The organism is Desulfosporomusa polytropa, assembly GCF_055380075.1.
In genome coordinates, this window is record NZ_AP042400.1 from 466,542 (window position 1) to 490,316 (window position 23,775).

At 42.5% G+C, this 23,775-nt stretch carries 22 protein-coding genes; 18 read left to right on the forward strand and 4 right to left on the reverse strand.

Features of this window, described 5'->3' with window-relative positions; all coding sequences use genetic code 11:
* Positions 1 to 226: 226 nt before the first annotated feature.
* The 5 genes from ACZ449_RS03760 (at position 227) to ACZ449_RS03780 (ending at position 6,188) form a co-directional block, all read left to right on the forward strand.
* Positions 227 to 1,834, forward strand: coding sequence for a transporter substrate-binding domain-containing protein (locus ACZ449_RS03760; RefSeq protein WP_464259731.1), 1,608 nt, complete (start codon positions 227 to 229; stop codon positions 1,832 to 1,834).
* A complete protein-coding gene (locus ACZ449_RS03765) occupies positions 1,827 to 3,191 on the forward strand; it encodes a sigma-54-dependent transcriptional regulator (RefSeq protein ID WP_464259732.1) in 1,365 nt (454 codons plus the stop codon). The genes ACZ449_RS03760 and ACZ449_RS03765 overlap by 8 nt, the downstream gene beginning before the upstream one ends.
* 206 nt (positions 3,192 to 3,397) lie before the next feature.
* Positions 3,398 to 4,630: a sodium/glutamate symporter gene (gltS, locus tag ACZ449_RS03770; RefSeq protein ID WP_464259733.1), complete on the forward strand. Its 1,233-nt coding sequence runs from the start codon at positions 3,398 to 3,400 to the stop codon at positions 4,628 to 4,630.
* A gap of 23 nt (positions 4,631 to 4,653) precedes the next feature.
* Complete coding sequence (gene ftcD / locus ACZ449_RS03775; protein WP_464259734.1) at positions 4,654 to 5,547, forward strand: glutamate formimidoyltransferase; 894 nt, start codon at positions 4,654 to 4,656, stop codon at positions 5,545 to 5,547.
* 14 nt (positions 5,548 to 5,561) lie between these two features.
* Positions 5,562 to 6,188: a cyclodeaminase/cyclohydrolase family protein gene (locus ACZ449_RS03780; protein WP_464259735.1), complete on the forward strand. Its 627-nt coding sequence runs from the start codon at positions 5,562 to 5,564 to the stop codon at positions 6,186 to 6,188.
* 148 nt (positions 6,189 to 6,336) lie between these two features.
* Here the strand turns inward: ACZ449_RS03780 and uxaC are convergent, their stop codons facing one another.
* Positions 6,337 to 7,740 carry a glucuronate isomerase gene (gene uxaC / locus ACZ449_RS03785; protein ID WP_464259736.1) on the reverse strand — a complete coding sequence of 468 codons (1,404 nt, stop codon included), beginning with the start codon at positions 7,738 to 7,740 and terminating at the stop codon, positions 6,337 to 6,339.
* 626 nt (positions 7,741 to 8,366) lie between these two features.
* On the opposite strand from uxaC, the gene ACZ449_RS03790 reads away from it, so the two are divergent.
* From ACZ449_RS03790 to ACZ449_RS03810, 5 genes are all read left to right on the forward strand, one after another.
* Positions 8,367 to 9,023 carry a YczE/YyaS/YitT family protein gene (locus tag ACZ449_RS03790; RefSeq protein ID WP_464259737.1) on the forward strand — a complete coding sequence of 219 codons (657 nt, stop codon included), beginning with the start codon at positions 8,367 to 8,369 and terminating at the stop codon, positions 9,021 to 9,023.
* 21 nt (positions 9,024 to 9,044) lie between these two features.
* On the forward strand, positions 9,045 to 10,016 hold the full coding sequence (rarD, locus tag ACZ449_RS03795; RefSeq protein WP_464259738.1) for an EamA family transporter RarD: 972 nt from the start codon (positions 9,045 to 9,047) through the stop codon (positions 10,014 to 10,016).
* A 119-nt stretch (positions 10,017 to 10,135) separates the two neighbouring features.
* The gene (locus ACZ449_RS03800; protein ID WP_464259739.1) at positions 10,136 to 10,444 is read left to right on the forward strand and encodes a 2Fe-2S ferredoxin; all 309 of its coding nucleotides are present in this window, start codon (positions 10,136 to 10,138) and stop codon (positions 10,442 to 10,444) included.
* A 232-nt stretch (positions 10,445 to 10,676) separates the two neighbouring features.
* Positions 10,677 to 12,866 (forward strand): DNA topoisomerase III, encoded by a 2,190-nt coding sequence (locus tag ACZ449_RS03805; RefSeq protein ID WP_464259740.1) that lies wholly within the window; start codon positions 10,677 to 10,679, stop codon positions 12,864 to 12,866.
* A gap of 116 nt (positions 12,867 to 12,982) precedes the next feature.
* Positions 12,983 to 14,020, forward strand: a complete 1,038-nt coding sequence (locus tag ACZ449_RS03810) for a glycosyltransferase family 9 protein (RefSeq protein WP_464259741.1) — start codon at positions 12,983 to 12,985, stop codon at positions 14,018 to 14,020.
* Positions 14,021 to 14,157: 137 nt separating this feature from the next.
* On the opposite strand, the gene ACZ449_RS03815 is transcribed toward ACZ449_RS03810, so the two are convergent.
* A complete protein-coding gene (locus tag ACZ449_RS03815) occupies positions 14,158 to 14,823 on the reverse strand; it encodes a response regulator transcription factor (RefSeq protein WP_464259742.1) in 666 nt (221 codons plus the stop codon).
* Between the two features lie 142 nt (positions 14,824 to 14,965).
* On the opposite strand from ACZ449_RS03815, the gene ACZ449_RS03820 reads away from it, so the two are divergent.
* Together ACZ449_RS03820 and pap are read left to right on the forward strand one after the other, a co-directional pair.
* Positions 14,966 to 15,145: a hypothetical protein gene (locus ACZ449_RS03820; RefSeq protein WP_464261803.1), complete on the forward strand. Its 180-nt coding sequence runs from the start codon at positions 14,966 to 14,968 to the stop codon at positions 15,143 to 15,145.
* 203 nt (positions 15,146 to 15,348) lie between these two features.
* On the forward strand, positions 15,349 to 16,851 hold the full coding sequence (gene pap, locus ACZ449_RS03825; protein ID WP_464259743.1) for a polyphosphate:AMP phosphotransferase: 1,503 nt from the start codon (positions 15,349 to 15,351) through the stop codon (positions 16,849 to 16,851).
* 39 nt (positions 16,852 to 16,890) lie between these two features.
* Here pap and ACZ449_RS03830 read toward each other — a convergent pair whose 3' ends face one another.
* Complete coding sequence (locus tag ACZ449_RS03830; protein ID WP_464259744.1) at positions 16,891 to 17,355, reverse strand: hypothetical protein; 465 nt, start codon at positions 17,353 to 17,355, stop codon at positions 16,891 to 16,893.
* Between the two features lie 7 nt (positions 17,356 to 17,362).
* A complete protein-coding gene (locus ACZ449_RS03835; protein WP_464259745.1) occupies positions 17,363 to 17,641 on the reverse strand; it encodes a hypothetical protein in 279 nt (92 codons plus the stop codon).
* Between the two features lie 174 nt (positions 17,642 to 17,815).
* On the opposite strand from ACZ449_RS03835, the gene ACZ449_RS03840 reads away from it, so the two are divergent.
* The 6 genes from ACZ449_RS03840 to ACZ449_RS03865 all read left to right on the forward strand — a co-directional run bounded on the left by ACZ449_RS03840 (position 17,816) and on the right by ACZ449_RS03865 (position 23,765).
* The gene (locus tag ACZ449_RS03840; RefSeq protein ID WP_464259746.1) at positions 17,816 to 18,031 is read left to right on the forward strand and encodes a hypothetical protein; all 216 of its coding nucleotides are present in this window, start codon (positions 17,816 to 17,818) and stop codon (positions 18,029 to 18,031) included.
* A 106-nt stretch (positions 18,032 to 18,137) separates the two neighbouring features.
* Positions 18,138 to 19,523: a triphosphoribosyl-dephospho-CoA synthase CitG gene (gene citG / locus ACZ449_RS03845; protein ID WP_464259747.1), complete on the forward strand. Its 1,386-nt coding sequence runs from the start codon at positions 18,138 to 18,140 to the stop codon at positions 19,521 to 19,523.
* A gap of 112 nt (positions 19,524 to 19,635) precedes the next feature.
* Positions 19,636 to 21,255 carry an ABC-F family ATP-binding cassette domain-containing protein gene (locus tag ACZ449_RS03850; protein WP_464259748.1) on the forward strand — a complete coding sequence of 540 codons (1,620 nt, stop codon included), beginning with the start codon at positions 19,636 to 19,638 and terminating at the stop codon, positions 21,253 to 21,255.
* 180 nt (positions 21,256 to 21,435) lie between these two features.
* The gene (locus tag ACZ449_RS03855; protein ID WP_464259749.1) at positions 21,436 to 22,491 is read left to right on the forward strand and encodes a GNAT family N-acetyltransferase; all 1,056 of its coding nucleotides are present in this window, start codon (positions 21,436 to 21,438) and stop codon (positions 22,489 to 22,491) included.
* 85 nt (positions 22,492 to 22,576) lie between these two features.
* Positions 22,577 to 23,044, forward strand: coding sequence for a pyridoxamine 5'-phosphate oxidase family protein (locus ACZ449_RS03860; RefSeq protein ID WP_464259750.1), 468 nt, complete (start codon positions 22,577 to 22,579; stop codon positions 23,042 to 23,044).
* Between the two features lie 13 nt (positions 23,045 to 23,057).
* Positions 23,058 to 23,765: a class II aldolase/adducin family protein gene (locus ACZ449_RS03865; protein WP_464259751.1), complete on the forward strand. Its 708-nt coding sequence runs from the start codon at positions 23,058 to 23,060 to the stop codon at positions 23,763 to 23,765.
* The last annotated feature ends 10 nt before the right edge of the window (positions 23,766 to 23,775 follow it).

A 23,775-nucleotide genomic window follows, 5' to 3' on the forward strand; every position in this document is an offset into this window, starting at 1 on the left:
CCCCTTTAGGGGCTGGCTGAAAAGGTTATGCGGTGGACTATTCAGTGATTCTTGAGATTCAGCTAGTATCATGCCCTTATAGGGCGTAATCAAGCCACCCGTTTTACGGGTGCTCCCGACTATATCATATTAGTATATATGGCCGCTACTCATCAGATGGTACAGGAGTTGACATACTATTTGTCGAAATGCTATTATTCTATGTTTCTACTAGGAGGATGTCAATATGAATTGGAGATTATGGGTAACTGTTCTTATGCTGGTTTTATTTATGCATGCGGGAGTACAATTCATAGCTGCAGAGGAAGATAATGAGAACAGGGTGTTGATAGTAGCTGGCGATGAAAGCTTTCCTCCTTACGAATTTGTTGATGTGATTGATGGTATTCAGGTTTATCGCGGATTTAATGTTGACTTGCTAAAAGCAGTGGCGTTAAGCACAGGCTATGAGATCCAGTTTCGGCCTATGCCCTGGGCGGAGGCGATGAAGGCCCTTGATCGTGGTGATGTTCATGCCGTAGGCGGAATGAAGTATAACAGCGAGCGGGATAAAGTATATGATTTTTCTGAAGCGTATATGATAAATTCACTGGCCATATTTGTGCTTAAAGACATGCAGGCTATTGCATCTATTGAAGATTTGGTAGGCCGCAAGGTTGCTGTGCAAAAAGATGCGATAGCTTATCAACGGCTCAAGGATCAGCCGATAGAGCTGGTGATTACGAATAATCAGGAAGAGGCTTTGGAACTTTTAGTTAATGGGAAAGTAGAAGCTGCTTTTGGTAATAATTTAACAGGTCAATATATATTGCAGCGTACTAAAAAATACCAGTATATAAAAATTGTAGGCGGGGCTATTGATTCTGAAGGTTACTGTGTTGCGGTGAAAAATGGTGATCCAATATTGTCCGTATTTAATAGGGGACTAAAGGATATCAAACAAAACGGTACCTATGACAAAATATATGTAAAATGGTTTGGCGAGCCGATAGATTACCCGGTTCAGTACTATAAACGTAATTTTACTTTTGCCATAGGTGCTGTCATTATCTTAATCGTTTTAGCGGTAATCATTATTCAGATTAACCTGTATTTGCAGCGGGAGGTTAAGAAACGGACTAAAGAAATTGAGATAATCAATGAAGAATTGCAGCGTAAAGATAAACTGGAGGCGCTAGGCAAGCTTGTAGCTTGTATTGCCCATGAAATTCGTACGCCATTAACTTCAATAAAGACCTTTGTTGAGCTGCTTCCAGCTAAGTATGATAATCCACTTTTTCGGGAAAAAATGAGCCAGTTTGTACCACAGGAGATTGAGCGTCTTAATAATATTGTTAATGATTTACTGACATATGCAAATCCACGGAAGGTAGAGCGGATTTGCATTCCAATCAAACGGTTGATTGATAACATTATGGTGTTTTTTGCTGACAATATTGCCAAACAAGGTGTTGATTTACAGCTAGACATTAAGGAAGAGCAAATGATATATGTTGATATTCAGCAAATGAAGCAGGTCATGATTAATGTTTTACTAAATGCTCTGCAAGCGCTAGCTGGCAGGGATAAGCCTAGACTAACCATTAGTACTGAAGTAAGGGACAATCAGCCATGTATGATTATTTCGGACAATGGTGTTGGGATAAGCCCGGAGAACGTAAAGTTTATTTTTGATCCTTTTTTTTCAACTAAGACTGGCGGGACCGGACTGGGCTTATTTGTCAGTTATCAACTAGCTCAGCAAAATGGTGTTACAATAATGATTGAAAGTCAAGAAGGAATTGGAACTAAGGTCATTTTGAAGTTTGGCTCAGAGGAGAATTTACATGCTTAAGATACTAATTGTTGATGATGAACCAGCAATTTGCTCATCATTGGCTTTTGCATTGGAAGATAATTATATGGTAGCAACTGCAGGCTCGGCTGAGGCAGCGCTAACCGCTATTACCGAGCAGGCGTTTGACTTAATACTCCTGGATTTAAAGCTGGGCAGCGTTGATGGGATGGAAGTATTACAGCAGATTAAAGAACGGGATAGCAATATGATTGTTATTATTATGACTGCGTATGGCAGTATAAAATCGTCAGTAGCAGCGATTAAAGCAGGGGCTTTTTATTATTTGACAAAACCAATTAATATGGATGAACTGGATATGTTACTTATAAATGCCTCAGAGTATATTGGCATGAGATCCAAAATTGAGTATCTAAATGATAAGCTGACCGAACGCCGTGAAATTGCAGGTATAGTTGGTACTTCGGCACCTATCAGGCATATTATGGGTGATATTGAGCGTGTAAAAGATGTTGATTTTAATGTGCTTATAGCGGGGGAAAGTGGAACAGGCAAAGAACTTGTGGCTAAAGCCCTTCATTTCTTAAGTGTACGCAAAAATGAGCCGTTTGAAGTTATTAACTGTGCTGCTATTCCCTCTGAACTGTTAGAAAGTGAGCTCTTTGGTTATGAAAAGGGTGCATTTACTGGTGCCGCCCAGCGAAAAAAAGGGATTTTTGAGTTGGCTGACCAAGGCACCTTGTTTCTTGATGAGATTGGTGAAATGGATATAAAGCTGCAAGCCAAGCTACTTCGCGTTGTACAGGAAAAAGAAATAGTGCCAATTGGTTCGGGATATAGACGTAAAATTGATGTACGTATTGTTTGTGCCACCAACCGAGATTTAAAGAAAATGGTAACTGAAGGGAAATTCCGAGAAGATTTATACTTTCGTCTAAATGTCGTGACAATCAATCTACCAGCACTTAGACAGCGACGGGAGGATATTCCCCTACTGGTAGAACATTTTGTTAATAAATATAACAAAAAAATGGCTAAACAAATTAAAGAAATTGAACCAGCTTTTTTGGAGATGCTTTCTCAATATGATTTCAAAGGCAATGTAAGGGAATTAGAGAATATTATTGAGCGGGCTATGGTGTTTGCTGATGATGGTAGGTTGCGGGTAACTAATCTGCCAATGGAAGTGCAGAACTTAGGAATAGAGGAACGGTGCCAGATCGATACGGCTATGATTATTCCTGTATATATTGGTGAGGATTTAGATTTAATCGAACGAAAAGTCATTATCAAGACACTTCAGCATTATCAGGGAGATAAAGCTAAAACAGCCCAAACATTAAAAATCAGTGAACGGAAGTTATGGTATAAGATTAAGGAATATGAATTGCGCTAAGAGTGCATTTTTTTCAACTTCTGCAAATTTTTCATGAAAAATTTGCAGAAGTTTTTTGTTATTTTAGTGCAATACCCGTAAATTTGCCGTTTATGTAGGGATTGTGTACTGGCACGTTACTTGCAATATAGTGTAATGAAACTGAATTTTTAGAAAGGAGAAATGGCATAATCGGGATTTAGAGATAAAAATTAGGAGGAAAAAGTATGAGCTTTGAATTAGTAAACCAAGTCATGGTTATGAAGCTTGACATCGTTGCTACAGTAGCTGTTGCAGTTTTACTATTAATGTTTGGTGCCTGGATACGTCGCGTATTCCCGGTTTTAGCCCGGTTCTGTATTCCATCAGCCGTTATCGGAGGCTTCACCTTTTCAATGTTAGCCTGGGCGTTAAAGGAAACTAATATACTTACTTTCAAAATGGACACTGTGTTGCAAATGCCCTTTATGATTGCATTTTTTACTACCGTAGGTTTGGGTGGTAGTTTTGGACTTATTAAAAAGGGTGGTAAATCACTCATTGTATATCTTGTCGGCTGCTGGGTTTTAGCTATTATGCAGAATGTTGTTGGCGCGGGAACTGCTATGTTGGCAGGTATTCATCCGGTGCTTGGCGTAATGGCGGGTGCAGTTTCGCTGGAAGGTGGTATGGGTGCAGCTTCAGCATTTGGCCCTACTGCAGAACAACTTGGTGTTCAGGGTGCGTTCGTTGTTGCCGTAGCTGCAGCCACTTATGGCTTGATAACTGGTGGTTTGGTTGGTGGGCCGCTTGCTAAATGGCTGATTGAACATTATAACTTAGCTATAGAGACTAGTGAGGAAGAATTTGATGCTTTACATGCCGCCACAGCAGAACAAGAACAAGGTATAGCTAGTGACAATGTTTTGTCTAGCATGGCTATTATTCTTGTGGCCATGGTACTCGGCGCTATGGGATCAACAAAAATTAAAGAGCTTACAGGCTTTGTATTACCAGGCTATGTAGGTGCTATGTTTGTTGCTGTGCTAATAAGAAACTTTAATGATGTGAAACCAATGGTTAAGTTGAATGAAAAGACAATTGACTTAATTGCTGATGTAAGCTTGGGCATATTCTTAACAATGGCCATGATGTCCTTGAAGATCTGGGAGCTTTCCAGCCTGGCAGGGCCACTTGTGCTCATTCTGGCTGTTCAAACAATTTTTATGTTTATCTACTGTATCTACTTCTTGTTCCCGCTTTTAGGTCGAAATTACGATGCGGCTGTTATGTGTGCAGGTATGATCGGGCATGGTCTTGGTGCTACACCGAATGCCATTGCCAACATGGGAGCTGTAACAGAGCGATATGGTGTGGTTTCCCGCAAGGCTTTATTGATTGTACCACTATGTGGTGCCGTTCTCATTGATTTTGTGGCAATACCTAACATCGTATGGTTTATCAACTTTTTCACAAAATAAATTAACGCTAAGGAGAATGACGAATGAGTAAACTTGTTGAATGTGTACCAAATTTTAGTGAAGGCCGCCGTCCGGAGGTCATTGCTGCCATTACTGAAGAAGTAAAAAAGGTCGCAGGTGTTAGCTTGCTTAATATTAACTCTGATGCCAGTCACAACCGCACAGTTGTTACCTTTATCGGTGAGCCGCAGGCGGCTAAACTTGCAGCCTTCAACGCTTGTGCTAAAGCGGCTGAGCTTATTGACATGGAACAACATCAAGGCGAACATCCCCGGGTGGGAGCTACTGACGTAATTCCCTTTATTCCGGTAAGTGACATTACGATGGAAGAATGTGTCCAACTGGCCAATGAACTAGGCCAGGAAATTGCTGATAAGCTTAACATTCCAGTATATTTATATGAAGCGGCAGCCAAGACCCCGGCCCGGGTCAAATTGCCAGATGTTCGTAAAGGCCAATACGAAGGTTTAAAGACCGCCATTGCTAGTCCAGAGCGCCAGCCAGACTATGGCCCTGCCAAGATGCATCCTACAGCTGGAGCTACTGTAGTTGGTGCGCGTCAATTCCTGATTGCCTACAACATTAACCTAAGTACAAGTGATGTCGATATTGCTAAGAAAATTGCGGGCTCTATTCGCGAGGCTAAAGGTGGTTATAAATATTGCCGCGCTATGGGAGTCATGATTGAAGATCGGAATATGGCCCAAGTAACCATTAATATGGTAGACTATACTGGGACACCTTTACATCGGGTATTTGAGACTGTTAAATCAGAAGCGGCCCGGTATGGTGTTAGCATCATCGGCAGCGAAATTGTCGGGATGGTTCCCTTGCAGGCGCTTGTTGACACTGCCGAGTTTTATCTGCAACTGGAAGGGTTTGAGCGCAAGCAAGTATTGGAAGAAAACCTTAGATAGAGGAGCCAAATAAAATGTTGACGCAAATGACAATTACTGACTTTCTCCAGGAATTAGGTTCCAACTCACCTGCGCCAGGTGGTGGCAGCATTGCGGCCCTGGCCGGTGCACTTGGTGGCGCGTTAACTACTATGGTATGTCGTCTGACAGTAGGCAATAGTAAATACACCGAAGTGCAAAGTGAGGTGGAAACCATTCTTACTGAGGCTGATCAGTTAGCCGTCTGGCTTACCAAAGCTGTTGATGAAGATACCGAGGCGTTTAACCAGGTAATGGCCGCTTATAAACTTCCTAAAGCAACTGATGAAGAAAAGGTCACCCGGAGTGAAGCCATTCAACAAGCCATGCAGCAGGCTGCAAACTTACCGCTGAAAGTAGCGGAGTGCTGTTTAAAAGTATTGGCTATGGCGCAGCGCGTACTGACTATCGGTAATGTTAATGCTGCAAGTGATGCTGCTGTAGCTGGGCTTATGGCTCATGCCGGTCTCCATGGTGCACTATATAATGTAAAAATTAATTTGAGCAGCATTAAAGAGGAACAATTTGTTGCTGCTACTCAGGCTAAAATCAAAACAATTGTTGCACAAGATAGTGAGCTTCATGAGCAACTTCTGAAAAATGCCAGCAAAGTAATAGGTTAATAGCAATGGGTAAGCCTCCGGTACACCGGAGGCTTACTGTTTGATAAAGAGCAAGTTGGTTATCAGATAAGCCATAGTAAAAAGGACTGAACTCAAGGGGGTGAGTTCAGTCCTTTTCGTATATATCAAAGGAAGGGAGTAAGCGTTATTATTCGATACCAAAGTAGTTGTTGGCATTATTAAAGCAGATATTTTGCACAATGGAGCCTAACAAGGGTATATCGTTCGGAAACTCACCGTTTTCTACCCATTCACCAATGAGGTTACAAAGAATTCGACGGAAGTATTCATGACGTGTATAGGAAAGGAAGCTGCGTGAATCTGTCAGCATACCTACAAAACGGCTTAATAAACCAAGGTTGGCCAAGGCGGTCAGTTGCTTGATCATGCCATCTTTTTGGTCATTAAACCACCAGCCTGAGCCGAACTGCATTTTGCCAGGAATACCGCTGCCTTGGAAACAGCCGATAATGGTACCTAGGATTTCGTTGTCGCGGGAATTTAAGGAATAAAGGATGGTTTTAGGTAACTCATCAGTGGAATCTAGGGCGTCAAGGAATTTTGACAGAGACTCAGCGATGGTATAGTCAGCTGTTGCATCAAAACCAGTGTCAGGGCCAAGGAGTTTCAGCATACGGGAGTTATTGTTTCTAATGGTGCCCATATGCAGTTGCATGGTCCATCCTAGGCGGGCATATTGTCTGCCCAGGAACAAAAGGATGTTGGTTTTATATAGAGCCACTTCATTATCAGACAGTGATTGGCCAGTGAGTGCCTTTTGGAGAATGGCATCAGCCTGTACGTCTGTTCCGGCGGCAAATACTATCGGATCTAATGCATGGTCAGAAACGCGGCAGCCAACCTGATGGAAGAATTCCACCCGCTGTAGTAAGGCTGTTTTTAAGGATTCTAAACCTTTGATTTTTGTGCCAGATACTTGAGCTAGCTTAGCAACCCAGTCTGCAAAGCCAGGTTTTTCAATATTGAAGCTCTTATCAGGACGGAAGGCTGGCAGAACTTTTGTCGTAAAGGAAGTATCCTTGGCTAGGGCAATATGATGTTCCAAAGAGTCTACCGGGTCGTCTGTTGTACAGATAACCTTAACATTAGAGCGTTCAATCAGACCGCGAGCTCTGAACTCATCTTTGGCTAGCAAAGTATTGCATTTTTCCCAGATTTCTTCGGCAGTGGCCGGTGACAAAACTTGATTAATGCCAAAGTAGGCTTTTAATTCTAAATGAGTCCAATGAAAAAGTGGATTACCAAGGCACTGGGGCATAGTTTCCGCCCATTTCATGAACTTCTCTTTATCAGGGGCATCGCCAGTTATGTAGCGTTCATCTATGCCGTTACTACGTAGAGCCCGCCATTTATAATGGTCACCGCCTAACCATACTTCGGTAATATTTCTATATTGTTTGTTTTCTGCAATTTCCTGAGGATTTAAATGGCAGTGGTAGTCGAAAATCGGCATATCTTTCGCATAGTCGTGATACAAGGTTTCGGCCGTTTTGTTGGTCAACAAAAAGTTTTCATCCATAAAAGGTTTCATAACTTGCCTCCCATTTCACAAAAGTTTTCAATGTTAGCTTAATCATAATCTGAAATTTCTTTCAGGTGTTATTGTATTTTTATAGAAGTTATTGTGTTTTTTTTAGGAATTGTACGAAGGTAGGCAGAGTACTTGAATAATGTTTACAAACATTTTACTTACTGTTAACAACGATGGGGAAAATATTACCAGGATTTATAAAACAAGGGGTGTCAAGTACAAAATCCGGCACAGGCAGCCGTACTGTTTACGTCTGGTAACCCTCGTATCCCCCCCTCGGCCTTTGCCGGAAAAAGCGTTCCGCAGGAGAAAAGCCGGGCGGTATTCCGTAAAAAAATCCGTACTGTCTGAGCGTAGCGAGTTTACGGATTTTAGGAATATCGTCCGGCTTTTCAGCTTTTGGAGGCTTGGGGCCTAGACCTTTTGTTACTTTTGTGGCAATGCCAAAAGTAAAACATCTTTCTTTGTATTCGATTGACTGGATATCTGATGTGCGCACAATCTAAAGGCCTGCGTTAGCGTTTTTTTCACATTCATTAAAGTTTTTATTCCTGTGAAATAGTTCAGAGTTGTGATATGCTTAACTAATACCTATTTGATATTAGTTGGTTTAGGGAGCTGTTCAGATGATAAAGAGAATTCTCCGTTTGTTTTTTGGTCTATGGCTATTTGGGTTGGGAATAGTCCTGACAGTAAAAAGTGACCTAGGGACTGCGCCTTGGGATGTTTTGCATCTGGGGCTAACCAATTATCTGCCGTTAACAATGGGGCAGGTTTCACAGATGACCGGGATTATTGTGATAAGCTTTAGTTGGGTTTTAGGAATCAAGCCAGGGTGGGGCAGTTTAGCAAACATGTACTTTATTGGCTTGTTTATCGATATTATTATGGCTGGCAATTGGATTTCTGTACCAGATAACTGGGTGGGGCAGCTGGCGATGTTGTTTGCCGGCACTTGGCTTATTGGCTGGGCTAGTTACTTTTACTTATCAGCTGCGTTTGGGGCTGGGCCGCGCGACAGTTTTATGGTCGGGGCAATTCGGAAAACAGGGTGGCCAGTGTGGAAGGTAAGAACAATACTGGAGGCGACAGTTGCAGCCTTGGGCTACCTGCTTGGTGGACCTATCGGCATCGGCACTCTGCTTGTAGCCTTTACGTTAGGTCCGTCCATTCAGTGGGCATTTAACATCATGGGGAAACGTGCCCAGGATATTGAACATGATCCGTTTTACTTTTGGCGGCGAAAATCAATTGGTCAGCGTGAAGCAGAACACGAAGTTTAGGAATCGGTGGGGGTCAAAGTTATGAATACTGACGATAAACAGAAAAACGAACAAATGGTAGGTGTGTTATCAGCTGCTGGGGCCTATTTGCTATGGGGCGTATTGCCTATTTATTGGAAGCAACTGTCCCAGGTTCCTGCTTATGAGATTTTAGCTCATCGCGTTATTTGGTCCTGTGTATTTATGGTTGTTATTTTGTTGGTAACGCGCGGGATAAGGCAGTTTTGTAACGAAACTGCGGACATTAGCCACCAACCTAAAAAACTATTGGGTTTAGTCGTTGCTTCTCTGCTTATTAGTGCTAACTGGCTGATCTATATATGGGCTGTTAATGCCAACAGGGTTGTTGAAACAAGTCTGGGTTATTATATTAATCCACTAGTCAATGTTTTTCTGGGTGTAGCTGTGTTGAAAGAGAAGTTGTCCTTATGGCAGAGTGTGTCTTTTGTGCTTGCTGGTATTGGTGTTACGAATATGGCGATAAGCTTTGGTGCTATTCCCTGGGTCTCGCTGTCGCTGGCTATTTCTTTTGCTTTTTATGGCATGTGCAAAAAAATGTTAAAAATTGGTGCGATAACAGCTACCACTCTGGAAACACTGATTGTAGCACCTGCCGCTTTGTTATATCTATTTTATCTTGAGGGACAGGGAAGTGGCTATTTCAGTCTATCTTCCTTGCTTACAGCCGGTTTTTTGATGGGAGCCGGTGCTGTTACAGCAACGCCGCTTATCCTATTTGCCAGTGGCGCTAACCGCCTGCCGCTCAGCTTGCTGGGCTTCATCCAGTATCTGTCGCCGACAATTACCTTAGCGATAGGTGTAATCTTATATCATGAACCTTTTACAATTGCTCACCTAGTATCATTTAGCTTAATCTGGCTGGCGTTAACCGTATTTTCCTTAGCCGGAACTCAGCCATTTATGAGGGCTGAAGCATGGGTTATCGGCCTATATAAAGGACAAAACAACAGGGAAGAGAAAACGTCTTCTTGACATTATAGATATTTTTACGTATACTTGATAAATAAAATAATATAATTTGTGACGTAGAAGTCGCTGCCCATATTGGTATGGGTTAGCGACTTTTTTTAATTAAAAAGGAGGAGTCAATTATGAACAAGCCCAAATATCATATTTTTGTATGTACAAGTTCTCGGCCTAATGGTCAGCAAAAAGGCCATTGTCACACTAAAGACGGCGTAGAAATCGTCGCAAATTTCATGGAGGAGATTGAGGAGCGAGAATTAGGAGGAGAAGTTTTTGTCACAAACACCGGCTGTTTCGGAATTTGTGACAAGGGGCCGATTGTTGTTGTCTATCCAGATAATGTTTGGTATGGCTCGGTAACACCTGATGACGTGGAGGCCATAATGGAAGAACACATCGAGGGCGGTACGCCGGTAAGCCGTTTAGTAATATAGTGAACTCGTTTCAGCAGAGCTGAAACATCGGGTGTTCAGGTGGAGAGTCTACTCCTCCTGAACTGACGCCGCCTGTAGAGGCGAGAGTCTTGACTCAGCAATTAAGATAAAATTTCGTTTTAGGTTAGAAAGCTGCCAAAGGAGCCATTCCTCTGGCAGCTTTCTATTGCCTTTCAAATTTGGCAAATAGCGGGTATAATAATAACTATACAAATTTTAGCGAGGTTTTATCATGAGTAAAATAGTTGTATTAGCTGAAAAACCCTCTGTTGGGCGAGACTTAGCAAGGGTATTAAATTGCAACACCAAAGGCAACGGGTATCTTGAAGGCCCTAAGTATATTGTAACCTGGGCGCTTGGGCATCTAGTAACACTGTCTGATCCTGAAGCCTACGACGAGAAATATAAAGCCTGGCGGCTGGATGATTTGCCGATGCTGCCCAAAGAGCTTAAGCTTGTCGTAATAAAGCAAACCGGCAAACAGTTTCATGCTGTAAAAGAACAGCTAACCAGAAAAGATGTCAGCGAAGTTGTTATTGCGACCGATGCTGGACGCGAAGGAGAGCTTGTCGCCCGTTGGATATTGGAGAAAGCCCATATCAATAAGCCAATAAAACGGCTATGGATATCCTCGGTCACAGATAAGGCCATTCGCGAAGGGTTCAGCAAGCTTAGACCTGGCAGAGATTATGAAAATCTATACGCATCAGCGGTTGCCCGCTCGGAAGCCGATTGGCTTGTTGGCCTTAACGCTACCCGGGCGCTTACTACCAAATATAATGCTCAACTATCCTGCGGCCGGGTACAGACACCTACACTAGCCATCATTGCTGCCAGGGAAGCTGAGATACGAAATTTTCAGCCCAAAACTTATTATGGTATCACCGCATCTGCCGAGCGGCTTACGTTAACCTGGCAAGACAATAAAACTCACGAAAGTAGGACGTTTGATAAAGATCGCTGTGACAAAATAATGGGTACAATAAGAGGTAAAAATGCAGCGGTTCTTGACGTACATAAAGTGAGCAAGAAAAATTTTTCTCCACCGCTATACGATTTGACTGAGTTGCAACGCGATGCCAACAAGATCTTTGGATTTTCAGCCAAAGAAACGTTATCAATTATGCAGAAATTATATGAAGCTCATAAAGCCTTAACCTATCCGCGTACGGACTCGCGCTATATCACTACAGATATTGTAGACACACTAAAAGACCGGGTGAAAGCTTGTGACACCGGTTTTTACTCGAAACAAATCCTTAAAATTCTAAAAAGCCCAATTAGGGCCAACGGACATTTCGTTGACAACAGCAAGGTATCTGACCACCATGCTATCATTCCTACTGAACAATCAGTGGTGCTTAGCTCATTAACCGATAAGGAAAAAAAGATTTATGATTTAGTTGTTAAGCGATTTTTGGCGGTGCTTTATCCACCTTTCGAATATGAGCAAACAACAGTCCAAACCCAGATTGGCAGTGAAAACTTTATCGCGAAAGGTAAGGTAGTGCTGGCGCTTGGCTGGAAAGAGTTATATAACAACCACCTGGAGGACGAAGAATCGGATGACATCGCCGAGCAACTACTACCAAGCTTGAACAAAGGTGATCTTTTACCGATCACTACAGTTGCGCAGACCAAGGGGGCGACCAAGCCGCCAGCTCTTTTCAATGAAGCCAGTCTATTATCGGCTATGGAAAATCCGACAAAATATATGTCAGATGAGAGTAAGGAACTTAAACAAATTATCGGTGAAACAGGCGGCCTAGGGACAGTTGCCACCAGAGCCGATATTATTGAAAAACTATTTAGTAGTTTTGTTATTGAAAAAAAAGGTAAAGATATCTTTATTACGGCAAAAGGTAAGCAACTGTTAGACTTAGCGCCTATTGATCTGAAATCACCGGCGTTAACTGCTGAGTGGGAACAGAAACTAAGTGCAATTGCCAAAGGCAAGTTGCAAAAACAAGCTTTTATTTCTGAGATAAGAGACTATACCAAAGCCATTATTATCGAGATAAAAAACAGTCAGGAACAGTTTCGACATGACAATATTACGCGCACCCGTTGCCCTGAATGCGGCAAGTACTTGCTTGAGGTTAATGGTAAACGCGGCAAGGTGCTTGTTTGTCAGGATCGTGAATGCGGCTACCGAAAAAATATTGCCATGACAACCAACGCCCGCTGTCCGAACTGTCACAAGAAACTTGAACTGCGCGGAGAAGGTGATGCGCGTACTTTTGCCTGTGTGTGTGGTTATCGAGAAAAATTGGCTGTTTTTACTGAACGTAAGAAAAAAGAGGGCGACACCAAGATTTCTAAAAAAGATGTGTCACGTTATCTAAACCAGCAAGAAAAGAGCGATAATCAGCCTTTCAATAATGCACTTGCGGAAGCACTTGCTAAGATGAAACTGAAGTGAACTCGTTTCAGCATAGCTGAAACATTGGGGATTCAGGTGGAGAGTCTACTCCACCTGAATTAACGCCGCCTATAGAGGCGGGAGTCTTATCCGAATGGTCAAAGGCAGGGAGTTTTGTGACTAAAGAAATATTAATTATTAGGCTCAGTTCGATCGGTGATGTTATGCATTGCACGCCTGTGGCCGAAGCGCTGAAGGCAGCTTGGCCGGACTGTAAAATTACTTGGCTTGTCGGTGAGATCTGTGCTGACCTAATAAAATATAATCCCGATATTGACCACATGATGATTTGGTCACGGGAACGCTTTGAAAAACATTTACGGGCTTATGAATTTGCGCAGGCTTATAGCATGTGGCGGCGGTTGCAATCAGAACTGGCAGTGAAAACGTATGATGTGGTGCTTGATATTCACGGGCTTTTCCTCACTGGGATGATTGCCAGGCAGGCAAAGACCAGCTTGCGGATTGGCCTGCAAGATGCAAGAGAACTAAATCCGCTGCTAATGACGAAGACCGCTAAACCGCTGGGAAAACATATTGTCGAAAGGTACTTGGGCGTACTATCTCCTTTAGGTATTACCCCTGCAACCCGGAAGATGACACTTGTTGTACCTGCTGCAGCTAAACAATTTGCCCAAAGCTATTTAAGTAAGGAAAAGGTATTAGCACCAGACAAGTTGGCTATAATAGTTCCTGGTACTACCTGGCCGACGAAGAATTGGCCGCCTGAGCTGTTTGCGACAACGGCAAGAATACTTGCTCAAGATTTCAAAATCATGTTGTGCGGTGGTCGGGGTGAAGTTGCCAGGGGGCAGGAAATAGCCATTAAGGCTGGTGTGCCGGTAATCAACGCTATCGGAAAAACCAGTCTCTTAGAAATGGCAGCGCTGCTTGAACAAGCGACAGTAGTCGTTGCTGGTGATACCGGCCCGCTCTATATGGCAGCTGCCCTGGAAACACCAACAGTGGCAATTTTTGGTCCGACTAATCCTGCCACATACACGCCGCCTGGTAAGCAAAGTAGCTTTGTGGTTAACGAACGCCAGTGTTCCTTTTGCCACAAGACAACATGTCGGACAGGGACGAGCGAGTGTATAAATAGTGTGCTGCCAGAAGAAGTTGTGGCGCAAGTCTATCATGTTTGTAAAAGCTAGAGTTAAAGAAAACACGGCTTGCGCCGAGCCTTTGGCGAAAGCGGAAGCCGATGTTGCCCTTATCCTGTTCTTAAGAAAGTTATACTTTCTGTTAGGGAAATAAAGCGACGCTGGAAATAAATCCAGCGTCGCTTTTGTTAGTCCTCATTTGAGAGATAATAACCGATCCCTCTAACAGTTTTGATACAGGTGGTATCAAGTTTTTTTCGCAGGTAATGAATATACAAATCAACATTGGCTACTTCGCTGGTGGTTTGTAAGCCCCAGACCTTTTCCCAGATTCGTTCCTTGCTAACGACTATGCCGAAGTTATGCATTAATAATTCAAGCAACAACGATTCTTTAAGTGTCAGCTTAATAGTTTTGTTATTTTTGATTACTTCACATTTTAAAGGATCTAATAGTAAATTAGCAGCTTCAAGCGTATCCTCTTCCCAAGGTTTTGTTTGTCTGCGGGCCAATGCGCGCAGACGAGCAAGTAACTCATCAGTGGAAAAGGGCTTAACCAGATAATCATCAGCGCCGGCATCCAGACCTTCTATTCGATCTTTGGTAGTATCTTTCGCTGTTAAAAGCAGTATTGGAGTGTCAATTTTAAGCTTGCGAACTTCCTTTACAATGTCAAGGCCATCTCTTTTGGGAAGCATGCGATCTAAGATCAAAATATCATAAGCTGCTGTTGTTGCCATATTGAAACCAGCTTCGCCATCCAAAGCCGTGTCAACTATATAGCCGTGCTTTTTTAAAATATGGGATAATGCTTCTGACAAGCGGCAGGAATCTTCAACTAAAAGTAGTTTCATAGACAAGCTCCTTTTGTCTATCTTTATATTTATACGTGCTACTTTTGATTGTAAAACAATAATCCCCAAAAGTCACTTATTTATTCTCTGTAGTTAGAATATAACTGGTTCCAGTACTACATCAACTTCAACAGATGATGAGATTGAAAATCTAGAAAAACAACAAGATGAACTAGAAAAGCAATTAAATCAAATTCAGCAGCAAAACACAACCGATGAGAAGGCGCAGGAACAACAGGTACAATCATTGAAAAACCAGATACAGCAAATTGATGCTCAGATACAGCAGTTGGAAGCTCAAGCAAGTCAAAGTGCCAGCTAGTTTGAGCAGCACTGAAATTTTTTTATACAAATCGGTAATAATGACTTCGATGACGAATTAAAAGCGTTATCGGAGTCTTTTTGTTACAAGAGTAGGAGAGTTTCATTTCGTTATATTTATTCGCATTATTCTGTGACGGGAATATGCAAATTTGGTAAAATAGAGATAGTCATTGGGTTTACATGAAGGGGAGGGGTGATGGCATGCTGGAAAAGGTGGACTTAAAGAAAAAGATCAGCAAAATTGAGTATAAAGAGATGCTTGACGGATTACGCGAGCGCCTGGGTGAACTGCAGCGCCAGGCCAGAGATTTGGGAATTCCAGTGTTGGTACTTTTTGAGGGCTGGGGTTCTGCTGGTAAGGGAACGTTGATCAATGAACTTATCTTATCTCTTGATCCACGTGGATTTAATGTCTACTCTATTGGTGAACCTAATCAAGAAGAAATTATGCGTCCTTATTTCTGGCGATTCTGGAACAAAACTCCCCAACGTGGGCGTATGGTAATTTTGGATAGAAGTTGGTACACCCAAATGATAGCTGAGCGAGTAAGTAAAAGTGCTAGCGCTCATGAAACTGAAAAAAAGTTTCATGACAGCCTCGCTTTTGAGCGACAACTGTCTGATGAAGGAACGCTCATTATCAAATTTTTTCTACATATTAGTGAAAAGGAACAGCGCAAACGGTTTAAAAAATTAGAGCAAGATCCAGCTACTGCTTGGCGGGTAACCGCGACTGACTGGGAACAGCATCGGCAATATAATAAGTATCTGCTAGTTATCGAAGAAATGTTGCAGCAGACAGATGCTGAATGTGCTCCCTGGACCATAGTTGAGGCTCATGAACGGCGATATGCAACCTTAAAGATTATTGCTACTGTTGCCAAAGCTATAGAGAAGCAACTGGCCATAGTTTCGACCTGTTGTCCGGCTAAAAACGGTACGACTACTGTTGATACAGGCGTATCCGGGTTAGCTTCAACAAAAATATTCACATCCTCGATTCTTGCTGGGACTGACTTAACCAAAACGCTAAAGGATGCAGAGTATGAGAAACTCATAAAACAGGCTCAGACAAGGATAAGAGAGCTAGAACACATTATCTATAATAAACGCGTTCCTGTGGTCATTGCATTTGAGGGCTGGGATGCAGCCGGTAAAGGGGGCGCTATCCGTCGCCTTACCGAATATATGGACCCGCGTGGTTATACGGTCAACCCCACCAGTGCACCAACAGATGAAGAAAAAGCTCATCACTACTTATGGCGTTTCTGGCGTAATGTTCCCAAAGCGGGGCATATTGCTATCTTTGATCGTAGCTGGTATGGCAGGGTACTGGTTGAGCGAGTAGAAGGTTTTTGCCCTGAAAGTGATTGGCGGCGAGCCTATAAAGAAATTAACGAAATGGAAGCACAATGGGTAACTTTCGGGGCGATAGTCGTGAAGTTTTGGCTGCATATTGATAAAGCAGAACAAAAGAAACGGTTTGAAGAACGCATGGCCAATCCGGGCAAGCAATGGAAAATAACCGGGGAAGATTGGCGTAATCGGGAACAATGGGAATTATACGAGGCGGCAGTGGACGAAATGTTTTTCCGTACAAGCACAAGCTATGCGCCGTGGACGCTGGTGGAAGCTAATTCCAAAGAATATGCCCGAGTAAAGGTTGTTCAGTCTGTAATCGAAGCAATTGAGAAGAAGATATAAAAATAAAAACCGGGATGCACTTTGCATCCCGGTAACTAATTAACGATATCGCTGGTTACTATCTCGATCTCTGTTTTTAAATTTATTCCACAAAAAGCGTCCGGCCATAAATACTCCGGCTAATAGCATAACATTGAATAACATGCCGATAATATTTGCGAACATGCCTGAGTTACCGAAACCGAACATGCCGCCAAGCATGCTGCCTAACAGCATACCACCGCCTAAAAGACCGGCAGTGCGGAGAAAACCACCGCTTTGTGAAGGCTGCTGAGCTGCTTGGGTATTAGGCTTAGCTGCTGCGGCCGGTGCTTTTTCACCATAGCTTTGGGCTGGTGCCGAAGGCTTATAATCAGAAGAGCCGCTTTTGGCTGGCGATGTCTGAGATGTTGGTGGTTTTGATGCAGGCGAAGATGTTCTTGACTTTGAACCGCTAACAGCGGCAAAACTTACAGCGTTAAAAGCAAACATGAATAGAAAGGTAAGCAATAATAATTTTTTCATGTACTGGTTATTCCTCCTTATGGGTTTTTACATCTTCAGGGAAAGTGTATATTTCAGCCAGACCGGGCAATTCTCCTGATAAATAACGGTCGATGTCGTGAACATCAATATAAAAAGTACAAGCTACTTCCAAGTAACCCTGTTCTTTACCTTGGCTAAGATCCCTAATGGCTAACAGGCGGTCGCGCAGGGCCAGACTATCTTGCTGGGATGCGGTTACATTTAGGGTTGCGAGCGGGATTCCATACTCTCGCAAGACATCTTGCAAATTCATTCTTTCAGACATTAATTAGTGTCTCACTCCTATCATATTTTTGTATTATCTATAAGCCTCGACAATACCAATGTAATATGAAAGTTGAAAAAAGTCAAGGTAAACAGTAAAAGGATGGTTACAGGCAGTTATCCTTGTTATAATAGAAGAGCTATAATTTAAGTTGTTGGTAAGTGAGGTTACACTATGCGCAAATTTGTAAATGTTACCGAAAGTATTTTTACTCCGGTTGAACCGCGGCGGGCGGGTATTTTGGGTGAGGAGTGTCTGGTGGCTGTTCGTTTTGTGGAAAGCCGCAGTGAGACTACAGGCTGGATTTATGAATATGAAGTAACTGGCGAGGTTGGTAAGGTAGAGAAGTTTTTTGTTAGAATTAAAGATATTGAACGGAAACGGGGTTAAGTCCAGATTACAGGTGATATATGAGAAAACACCGGGAATTTTTTGAAATTCATATTTCGAACAAATTGCGGTAAATTTAGTAAAAATCATGAGGGGAGATGGGCAGTTGCAGCAAGTAACTTTAACAGATGTTTTAGCAGCCAAAGAACGATTGGCTGTTCTGCAGGCTGAATTACGCAGCATTCATAAAACGCCTATTATCAGTATTACCACCAATATTCCCGGAGCAGTCAAGGACAGTCCGGAGAGCCGAAGTCTGTTGCGGGCAGCTGTCGACAGGGTTAGAAGTATGGCTCGGGAACACGGCTTTGCTATTGCTGAAGAACGGTTTAACTATCCGCTGACAGGGCCAACTGCTGTAGTCGCTATTGCTGGCGACCCGGACAAGCTAAAACTATTTTGTATTGGTATTGAAGAGTCCGGAGACTTTGCCAGACTGTTTGATCTTGATGTATTTGACGCCAATGGAAGACAGCTCTCTCGTGTCGGGTTAGGACGAACTGAGCGTACTTGTTTTTTGTGCAAGCAACCGGCCGTCTTATGCCGGCGTTTAGGCAGCCACGCCAGTCAGGATATTATGAACAATGTTGGTGAACGGCTAACTTCTTTCGCTGCTGCAGCTACGAATCCCTGGCCGAAAGCTGTATGGGATATTGGTTCCTGGGCTGTGGAGGCAATGCTGATGGAAGCGGCGTGCACACCATCCCCAGGCTTAGTAGATCGTGATAATGCAGGCGCTCACCAGGATATGGACTTTTTTACGTTTTTGATGAGCAGCAGCGCCCTTGCTGGTACCATGTTACGCTGTGCTGCCGCTGGCTATCAGCATCAAGGCTTGCTCCAGGATTTACTGCCAGTGCTGCGCAATGTCGGTAAAGACGGTGAACGGCAGATGCTGCATGCTACTGGCGGGGTTAATACCCAAAAAGGACTCGTGTTTTTATTAGGTATTCTTACTGCTGCTACTGCTTACGCGACAAAGCAATCGCCTGGTATTGCTGCTTATCAAATTCTTGATATAGCAGCTGCTATATCAAGTGGAATTGTCGAACGTGAGCTGGCGCCACTTGTCTTGGGACAAGCAAATAGTAAACTGACAGCCGGTGAAAAACTATATTTACAGTATGGAGTGACAGGTATTCGGGGAGAAGTTGAAGCCGGGATACCCAGTATCAGAGAGTATGGGCTGCCAGTATTAACGGCAGCATTAGAACAAGGTCTATCACTTAATGATGCTCTGGTGCATACACTCATGAGTTTGATGACAGTTGTGCAGGATACTACCATTTTAAATCGTCATGGAATGGAGGTTTTGTTAACTGTGCAAAATCAGGCTAAGCATATTATTGCTCAGGGTGGTATGCTTTCTGGAGAGGGTAGGAAGCAAATTAGTGCACTTGATCAAAACTTTATTGAACGTAATATTAGCCCTGGCGGCGTTGCTGATTTACTAGCAGCTACTTATTTTTTATATTTGACGGAAAAGGCTTAGCAAATATAGCACCAAAAATAAAAGCTTGCCACTTGGTGTCAGGCTTTATTTTTATTTTATAATATGTTATAATTAACCTTTGTAACATATTATAGAAAGATAGGTATAAACAATGATTAGTACAAATAGTCTGACATTACAATTTGGTAAACGCATTCTCTTCAAAGATGTCAATATAAAATTTACGCCAGGTAACTGCTATGGTCTTATTGGTGCCAATGGCACAGGTAAATCAACCTTTTTAAAGGTGCTTTCCAGTGAAGTTGAGCCAAGTTCTGGCGATGTGGCTATTACTACCGGCGAACGCCTGGCCGTGCTCAAACAAAACCATTATGAATTTGATGAGTTTGAGGTTTTAAAGACAGTTATCATGGGCCATGCCCGTTTGTATGCTATTATGGAAGAAAAAGATGCCCTTTATGCCAAACCGGAGTTTTCTGACGCAGACGGTATTAGGGTATCGGAGCTTGAGTGTGAGTTTGCCGAATTAAACGGCTGGGATGCCGAAACTGAGGCGGCTAAACTCTTAAACGGCTTGGGAATAAAGGAAGAACTCCATCAAATCAAGATGGGAGATATTACTGGTAATGAAAAGGTAAGGGTGCTTTTAGCACAAGCTCTGTTCGGAAGCCCGGATATCCTGCTGCTGGACGAACCAACTAACCATTTGGATATTGAATCGATTACTTGGTTGGAAAATTTTTTGGCCGATTTCCCCAACACAGTTATTGTGGTATCCCATGACAGGCATTTTTTAAACCAGGTATGTACCCATATTGCTGATATCGACTTCCAAAATATCCAGCTATATGTCGGTAACTATGACTTCTGGCTGGAATCCAGTCAACTGGCTTTGCAATTGGCAAAAGAGGCCAACAAGAAGAAGGAAGAAAAGATTAAAGACCTGCAAAGCTTTATCCAAAGGTTTAGTGCTAACGCTTCTAAGTCCAAGCAGGCTACTTCCCGTAAAAAAATGTTGGATAAAATCACGCTCGATGATATTAGACCTTCCTCCCGTAAATATCCGTATGTAGCGTTTAAGCCTGACCGTGAAGCAGGTGCACAACTGCTTAGTGTGGAAGGTATCAGTAAAAAAATAGAAGAAGACCAGGTTCTCAATGATATCAGTTTTACCATAAACAAGGGTGATAAGATTGCTTTTGTCGGTTCTGAGGGGCTTGCTAAAACGACTCTCTTTAAGATTTTAATGGGAGAAATGGAGGCTGATAGTGGCTCTTTCAAATGGGGGGTAACTACAAGTCAGGCATATTTTCCTAAAGATAACAACGAATATTTTGAGGGTGGGGATTTAAATCTGATTGATTGGCTGCGCCAATTCTCACGTGACCAGGAAGAATCATTTATTAGAGGTTTTCTGGGAAGAATGCTATTTTCAGGGGAAGAAAGCTTAAAGGAAGTTAGTGTTTTGTCTGGTGGCGAGAAAGTCCGGTGTATGTTGGCAAGAATGATGTTAAGCGGCGCCAATGTCTTGCTGCTGGATGAACCAACAAATCATTTGGATTTAGAGTCAATTACTTCTCTAAATAACGGCCTGATTAACTTTGAAGGTACTCTCTTGTTTGTTTCTCATGACCATCAATTTATTCAAACAATTGCTAACCGTATTATCGAAATCACCCCTAATGGGTTGGTTGATCGCCAGATGCCTTATGATGAATATCTGGATAATGATGACGTGAAAAAGCAAGTAGCGGAATTATACGGCAAATAAAACAAAAGATTGCGACCTTGCTGCTAACATGATTTAATGTAACTTTTATCATGCAAACGCAGCGGGGCAGCAATCTTTTTTATTTACTAAACAGCAAATTGGATTAATAGTAGATTAAAAAGCGGGTGTCTAACTAATAATAAGTTTATGTGATCTAAAACTGTTATTAGGGAGAATGATATGTCTAAAAACATATTTGATAATTTGACAATCGAAAAAGTACAGCGTTCTAATTTAGAGCAACTGGAACAATTATTTACTACTGCTTTTGCCGAAGACGTCGATATTGCGCAAATAGAGCGCCGCATCCGGCGAGCGCGGCAATTTTATTATATTTTACAACCGTTAAGTAAGTTTTCTGTATGGGTAAAAAATCATTTCGATGTGTATGTTGTGAAAATCGCCGCGCAGGTAGTGGGATTTATTCAGCTATCCTATCTTAATGCTACGCAATTGCATATTGATTATATTGCTTTTAGTAAGCAATATCGGGGGCAAGGTTTGGGGAGATGGGTATTAACTGAGCTGCTTGAACATGTTGCTGATGCCAATAATCATGATGTTGTTCTGGAAGTCAGGGTTGATAATCCCGCGTATAGACTGTATCAACGCTTAGGATTTAGCCCGATAACTGAAATATTGCATTATGAAATGACCTTTGGGGAGGCGAAAGTCTCGGTGGCGTCACCTGATGGGGAATTGCCTGGATTTCGGGAACTTGCGGCGCAGGATCGCGGCCAATTATATCGCCTATATAAGGCTTCAGTACCACCTTGCTTGCGGCGAGTTATTAAACGTAGTTATAGCGAATTTAATCCTAGTATGATGGTCAGGCATCTGGAATGGGCAAAAAACTATTTGATGCGCAAAAAGAAAACCGATTACGTTGTAGAGCAGTCCGGGAAGTTAGTTGCTCTAGTAACAATTAATAGTTACTTTAAGGCCGAAAACTATGTAATAAATCTTATCATTCATCGTGCCCATGAATATTTGCGTCCTTCACTCCTTAACAAAGCCATTAATTTGATTAAAGCCAATCATAAGCGAGGGGTAATAAGTATCACCATCTATAGTGACGATCCTGCCAAACAAGTTGCTTTAGAGCGCTTGGGGTTTAGTAGAGATACGGCCTATTACCTGATGTTTCGCCGGTCGGCTGAAAAACGTAAAGAAACGATAACGGCAATGACGCATAAAGCACAAGCGGTAGGTAAAAGCAAGAAAACATCAATATAAGATTTTTCGGCATACCTAGTAGGTGTTTTATAAATAATGTCAAAATAATATAGGTATATAATTCCTGAAAAATGAGGAGAAGACTATGTTTAAAAATATGAGACGTAATGACCGACAGAGTACAGAAGCATGCGCAGTTGCTATATTGGAAAAATGTGAATATGGCATACTATCCACAATTAGCCAGGATGGATACCCCTATGGTGTTCCGCTGAGCTATGTTTATAAGGACGCTAGTATCTATTTCCATAGTGCTGTTGAAGGACACAAATTGGATAATATAGTCGCTAATTCCAAGGTTTCTTTTTGTGTTGTTGGTGAGAAACATTCAATGCCGGAAAAATTCACGACAAGCTACGAAAGTGTTGTTGTCTTTGGACAAGCAAGCCAAGTAACCGGAGTAGAAAAAAGGGATGCATTAATTGCTTTACTTGCTAAGTATTCGCCTGCTTATCTGGAAAAAGGGAAAGCATATGTTGAAAACAGCGGGGATAAGACAACTGTAATAAAAATTACCATAGAACAACTAACTGGAAAAGTGCGGCCGCAGTAAGGAGCTAAAGCGAATGACAGAGGATGAAATTAAACAACAAATATGTCAGATTGGCAAGCGCATGTATGACAGTGGGTTTGTTGCCGCCAATGACGGGAATATCAGTGTTAAGCTGAGCGACAATGAGGTGCTTACCACGCCAACTGGCGTAAGTAAAGGATTTATGACACCGGACATGCTGGTGAAGGTGGATGCAGAGGGCCAGGTGTTGGCTGCTGTTGGCAGTTGGCGCCCGTCATCGGAACTGAAGATGCATCTACGAGTATATAAGGAGCGTCCTGATGTTCAAGCTGTTGTTCATGCTCACCCGCCATATGCTACCACGTTTGCGGTTGCACGTACTCCTCTCAATAAACCACTCATTGCCGAGGCTGTTGTGAGTCTTGGCTGTGTGCCAGTAGCCGAGTATGGAACGCCTTCCACCAATGAGGTTCCTGATGCGGTGGCACGGTTTCTGGAACAGTTTGATGCAGTATTATTAGCCAATCATGGTGCATTAGCCTGGGGACAAGATTTGCTTACTGCCTATCATAAGCTGGAATCAGTGGAGTTTTATGCCAAGTTGACTTTTATGTCAATGCAATTAGGTACAGCTCATGAATTATCAGACACGCAAATGGAAACGTTGTACGAAATCCGAAAGAAGATGGCGTTACCTGGCCGTCATCCAGGTAACAGCTGCGACGCAGAGTGCAGTTTTCCCTGTAATCGCCATATATAGGAGGTATTAT

What these genes read in the sequence shown, in the direction of transcription:
- ftcD (WP_464259734.1), top strand. Translation starts at nt 4,654, where the DNA reads ATGAGTAAACTTGTTGAATGTGTACCAAATTTTAGTGAAGGCCGCCGT.
- ACZ449_RS03840 (WP_464259746.1), top strand. Translation starts at nt 17,816, where the DNA reads ATGCGCAAATTTGTAAATGTTACCGAAAGTATTTTTACTCCGGTTGAA.
- ACZ449_RS03780 (WP_464259735.1), top strand. Translation starts at nt 5,562, where the DNA reads ATGTTGACGCAAATGACAATTACTGACTTTCTCCAGGAATTAGGTTCC.
- ACZ449_RS03855 (WP_464259749.1), top strand. Translation starts at nt 21,436, where the DNA reads ATGTCTAAAAACATATTTGATAATTTGACAATCGAAAAAGTACAGCGT.
- uxaC (WP_464259736.1), bottom strand. Translation starts at nt 7,740, where the DNA reads ATGAAACCTTTTATGGATGAAAACTTTTTGTTGACCAACAAAACGGCC.
- ACZ449_RS03765 (WP_464259732.1), top strand. Translation starts at nt 1,827, where the DNA reads ATGCTTAAGATACTAATTGTTGATGATGAACCAGCAATTTGCTCATCA.
- ACZ449_RS03850 (WP_464259748.1), top strand. Translation starts at nt 19,636, where the DNA reads ATGATTAGTACAAATAGTCTGACATTACAATTTGGTAAACGCATTCTC.
- ACZ449_RS03805 (WP_464259740.1), top strand. Translation starts at nt 10,677, where the DNA reads ATGAGTAAAATAGTTGTATTAGCTGAAAAACCCTCTGTTGGGCGAGAC.
- ACZ449_RS03865 (WP_464259751.1), top strand. Translation starts at nt 23,058, where the DNA reads ATGACAGAGGATGAAATTAAACAACAAATATGTCAGATTGGCAAGCGC.
- ACZ449_RS03815 (WP_464259742.1), bottom strand. Translation starts at nt 14,823, where the DNA reads ATGAAACTACTTTTAGTTGAAGATTCCTGCCGCTTGTCAGAAGCATTA.
- gltS (WP_464259733.1), top strand. Translation starts at nt 3,398, where the DNA reads ATGAGCTTTGAATTAGTAAACCAAGTCATGGTTATGAAGCTTGACATC.
- ACZ449_RS03800 (WP_464259739.1), top strand. Translation starts at nt 10,136, where the DNA reads ATGAACAAGCCCAAATATCATATTTTTGTATGTACAAGTTCTCGGCCT.
- rarD (WP_464259738.1), top strand. Translation starts at nt 9,045, where the DNA reads ATGAATACTGACGATAAACAGAAAAACGAACAAATGGTAGGTGTGTTA.
- ACZ449_RS03760 (WP_464259731.1), top strand. Translation starts at nt 227, where the DNA reads ATGAATTGGAGATTATGGGTAACTGTTCTTATGCTGGTTTTATTTATG.
- ACZ449_RS03860 (WP_464259750.1), top strand. Translation starts at nt 22,577, where the DNA reads ATGTTTAAAAATATGAGACGTAATGACCGACAGAGTACAGAAGCATGC.
- ACZ449_RS03835 (WP_464259745.1), bottom strand. Translation starts at nt 17,641, where the DNA reads ATGTCTGAAAGAATGAATTTGCAAGATGTCTTGCGAGAGTATGGAATC.
- ACZ449_RS03830 (WP_464259744.1), bottom strand. Translation starts at nt 17,355, where the DNA reads ATGAAAAAATTATTATTGCTTACCTTTCTATTCATGTTTGCTTTTAAC.
- pap (WP_464259743.1), top strand. Translation starts at nt 15,349, where the DNA reads ATGCTGGAAAAGGTGGACTTAAAGAAAAAGATCAGCAAAATTGAGTAT.
- ACZ449_RS03790 (WP_464259737.1), top strand. Translation starts at nt 8,367, where the DNA reads ATGATAAAGAGAATTCTCCGTTTGTTTTTTGGTCTATGGCTATTTGGG.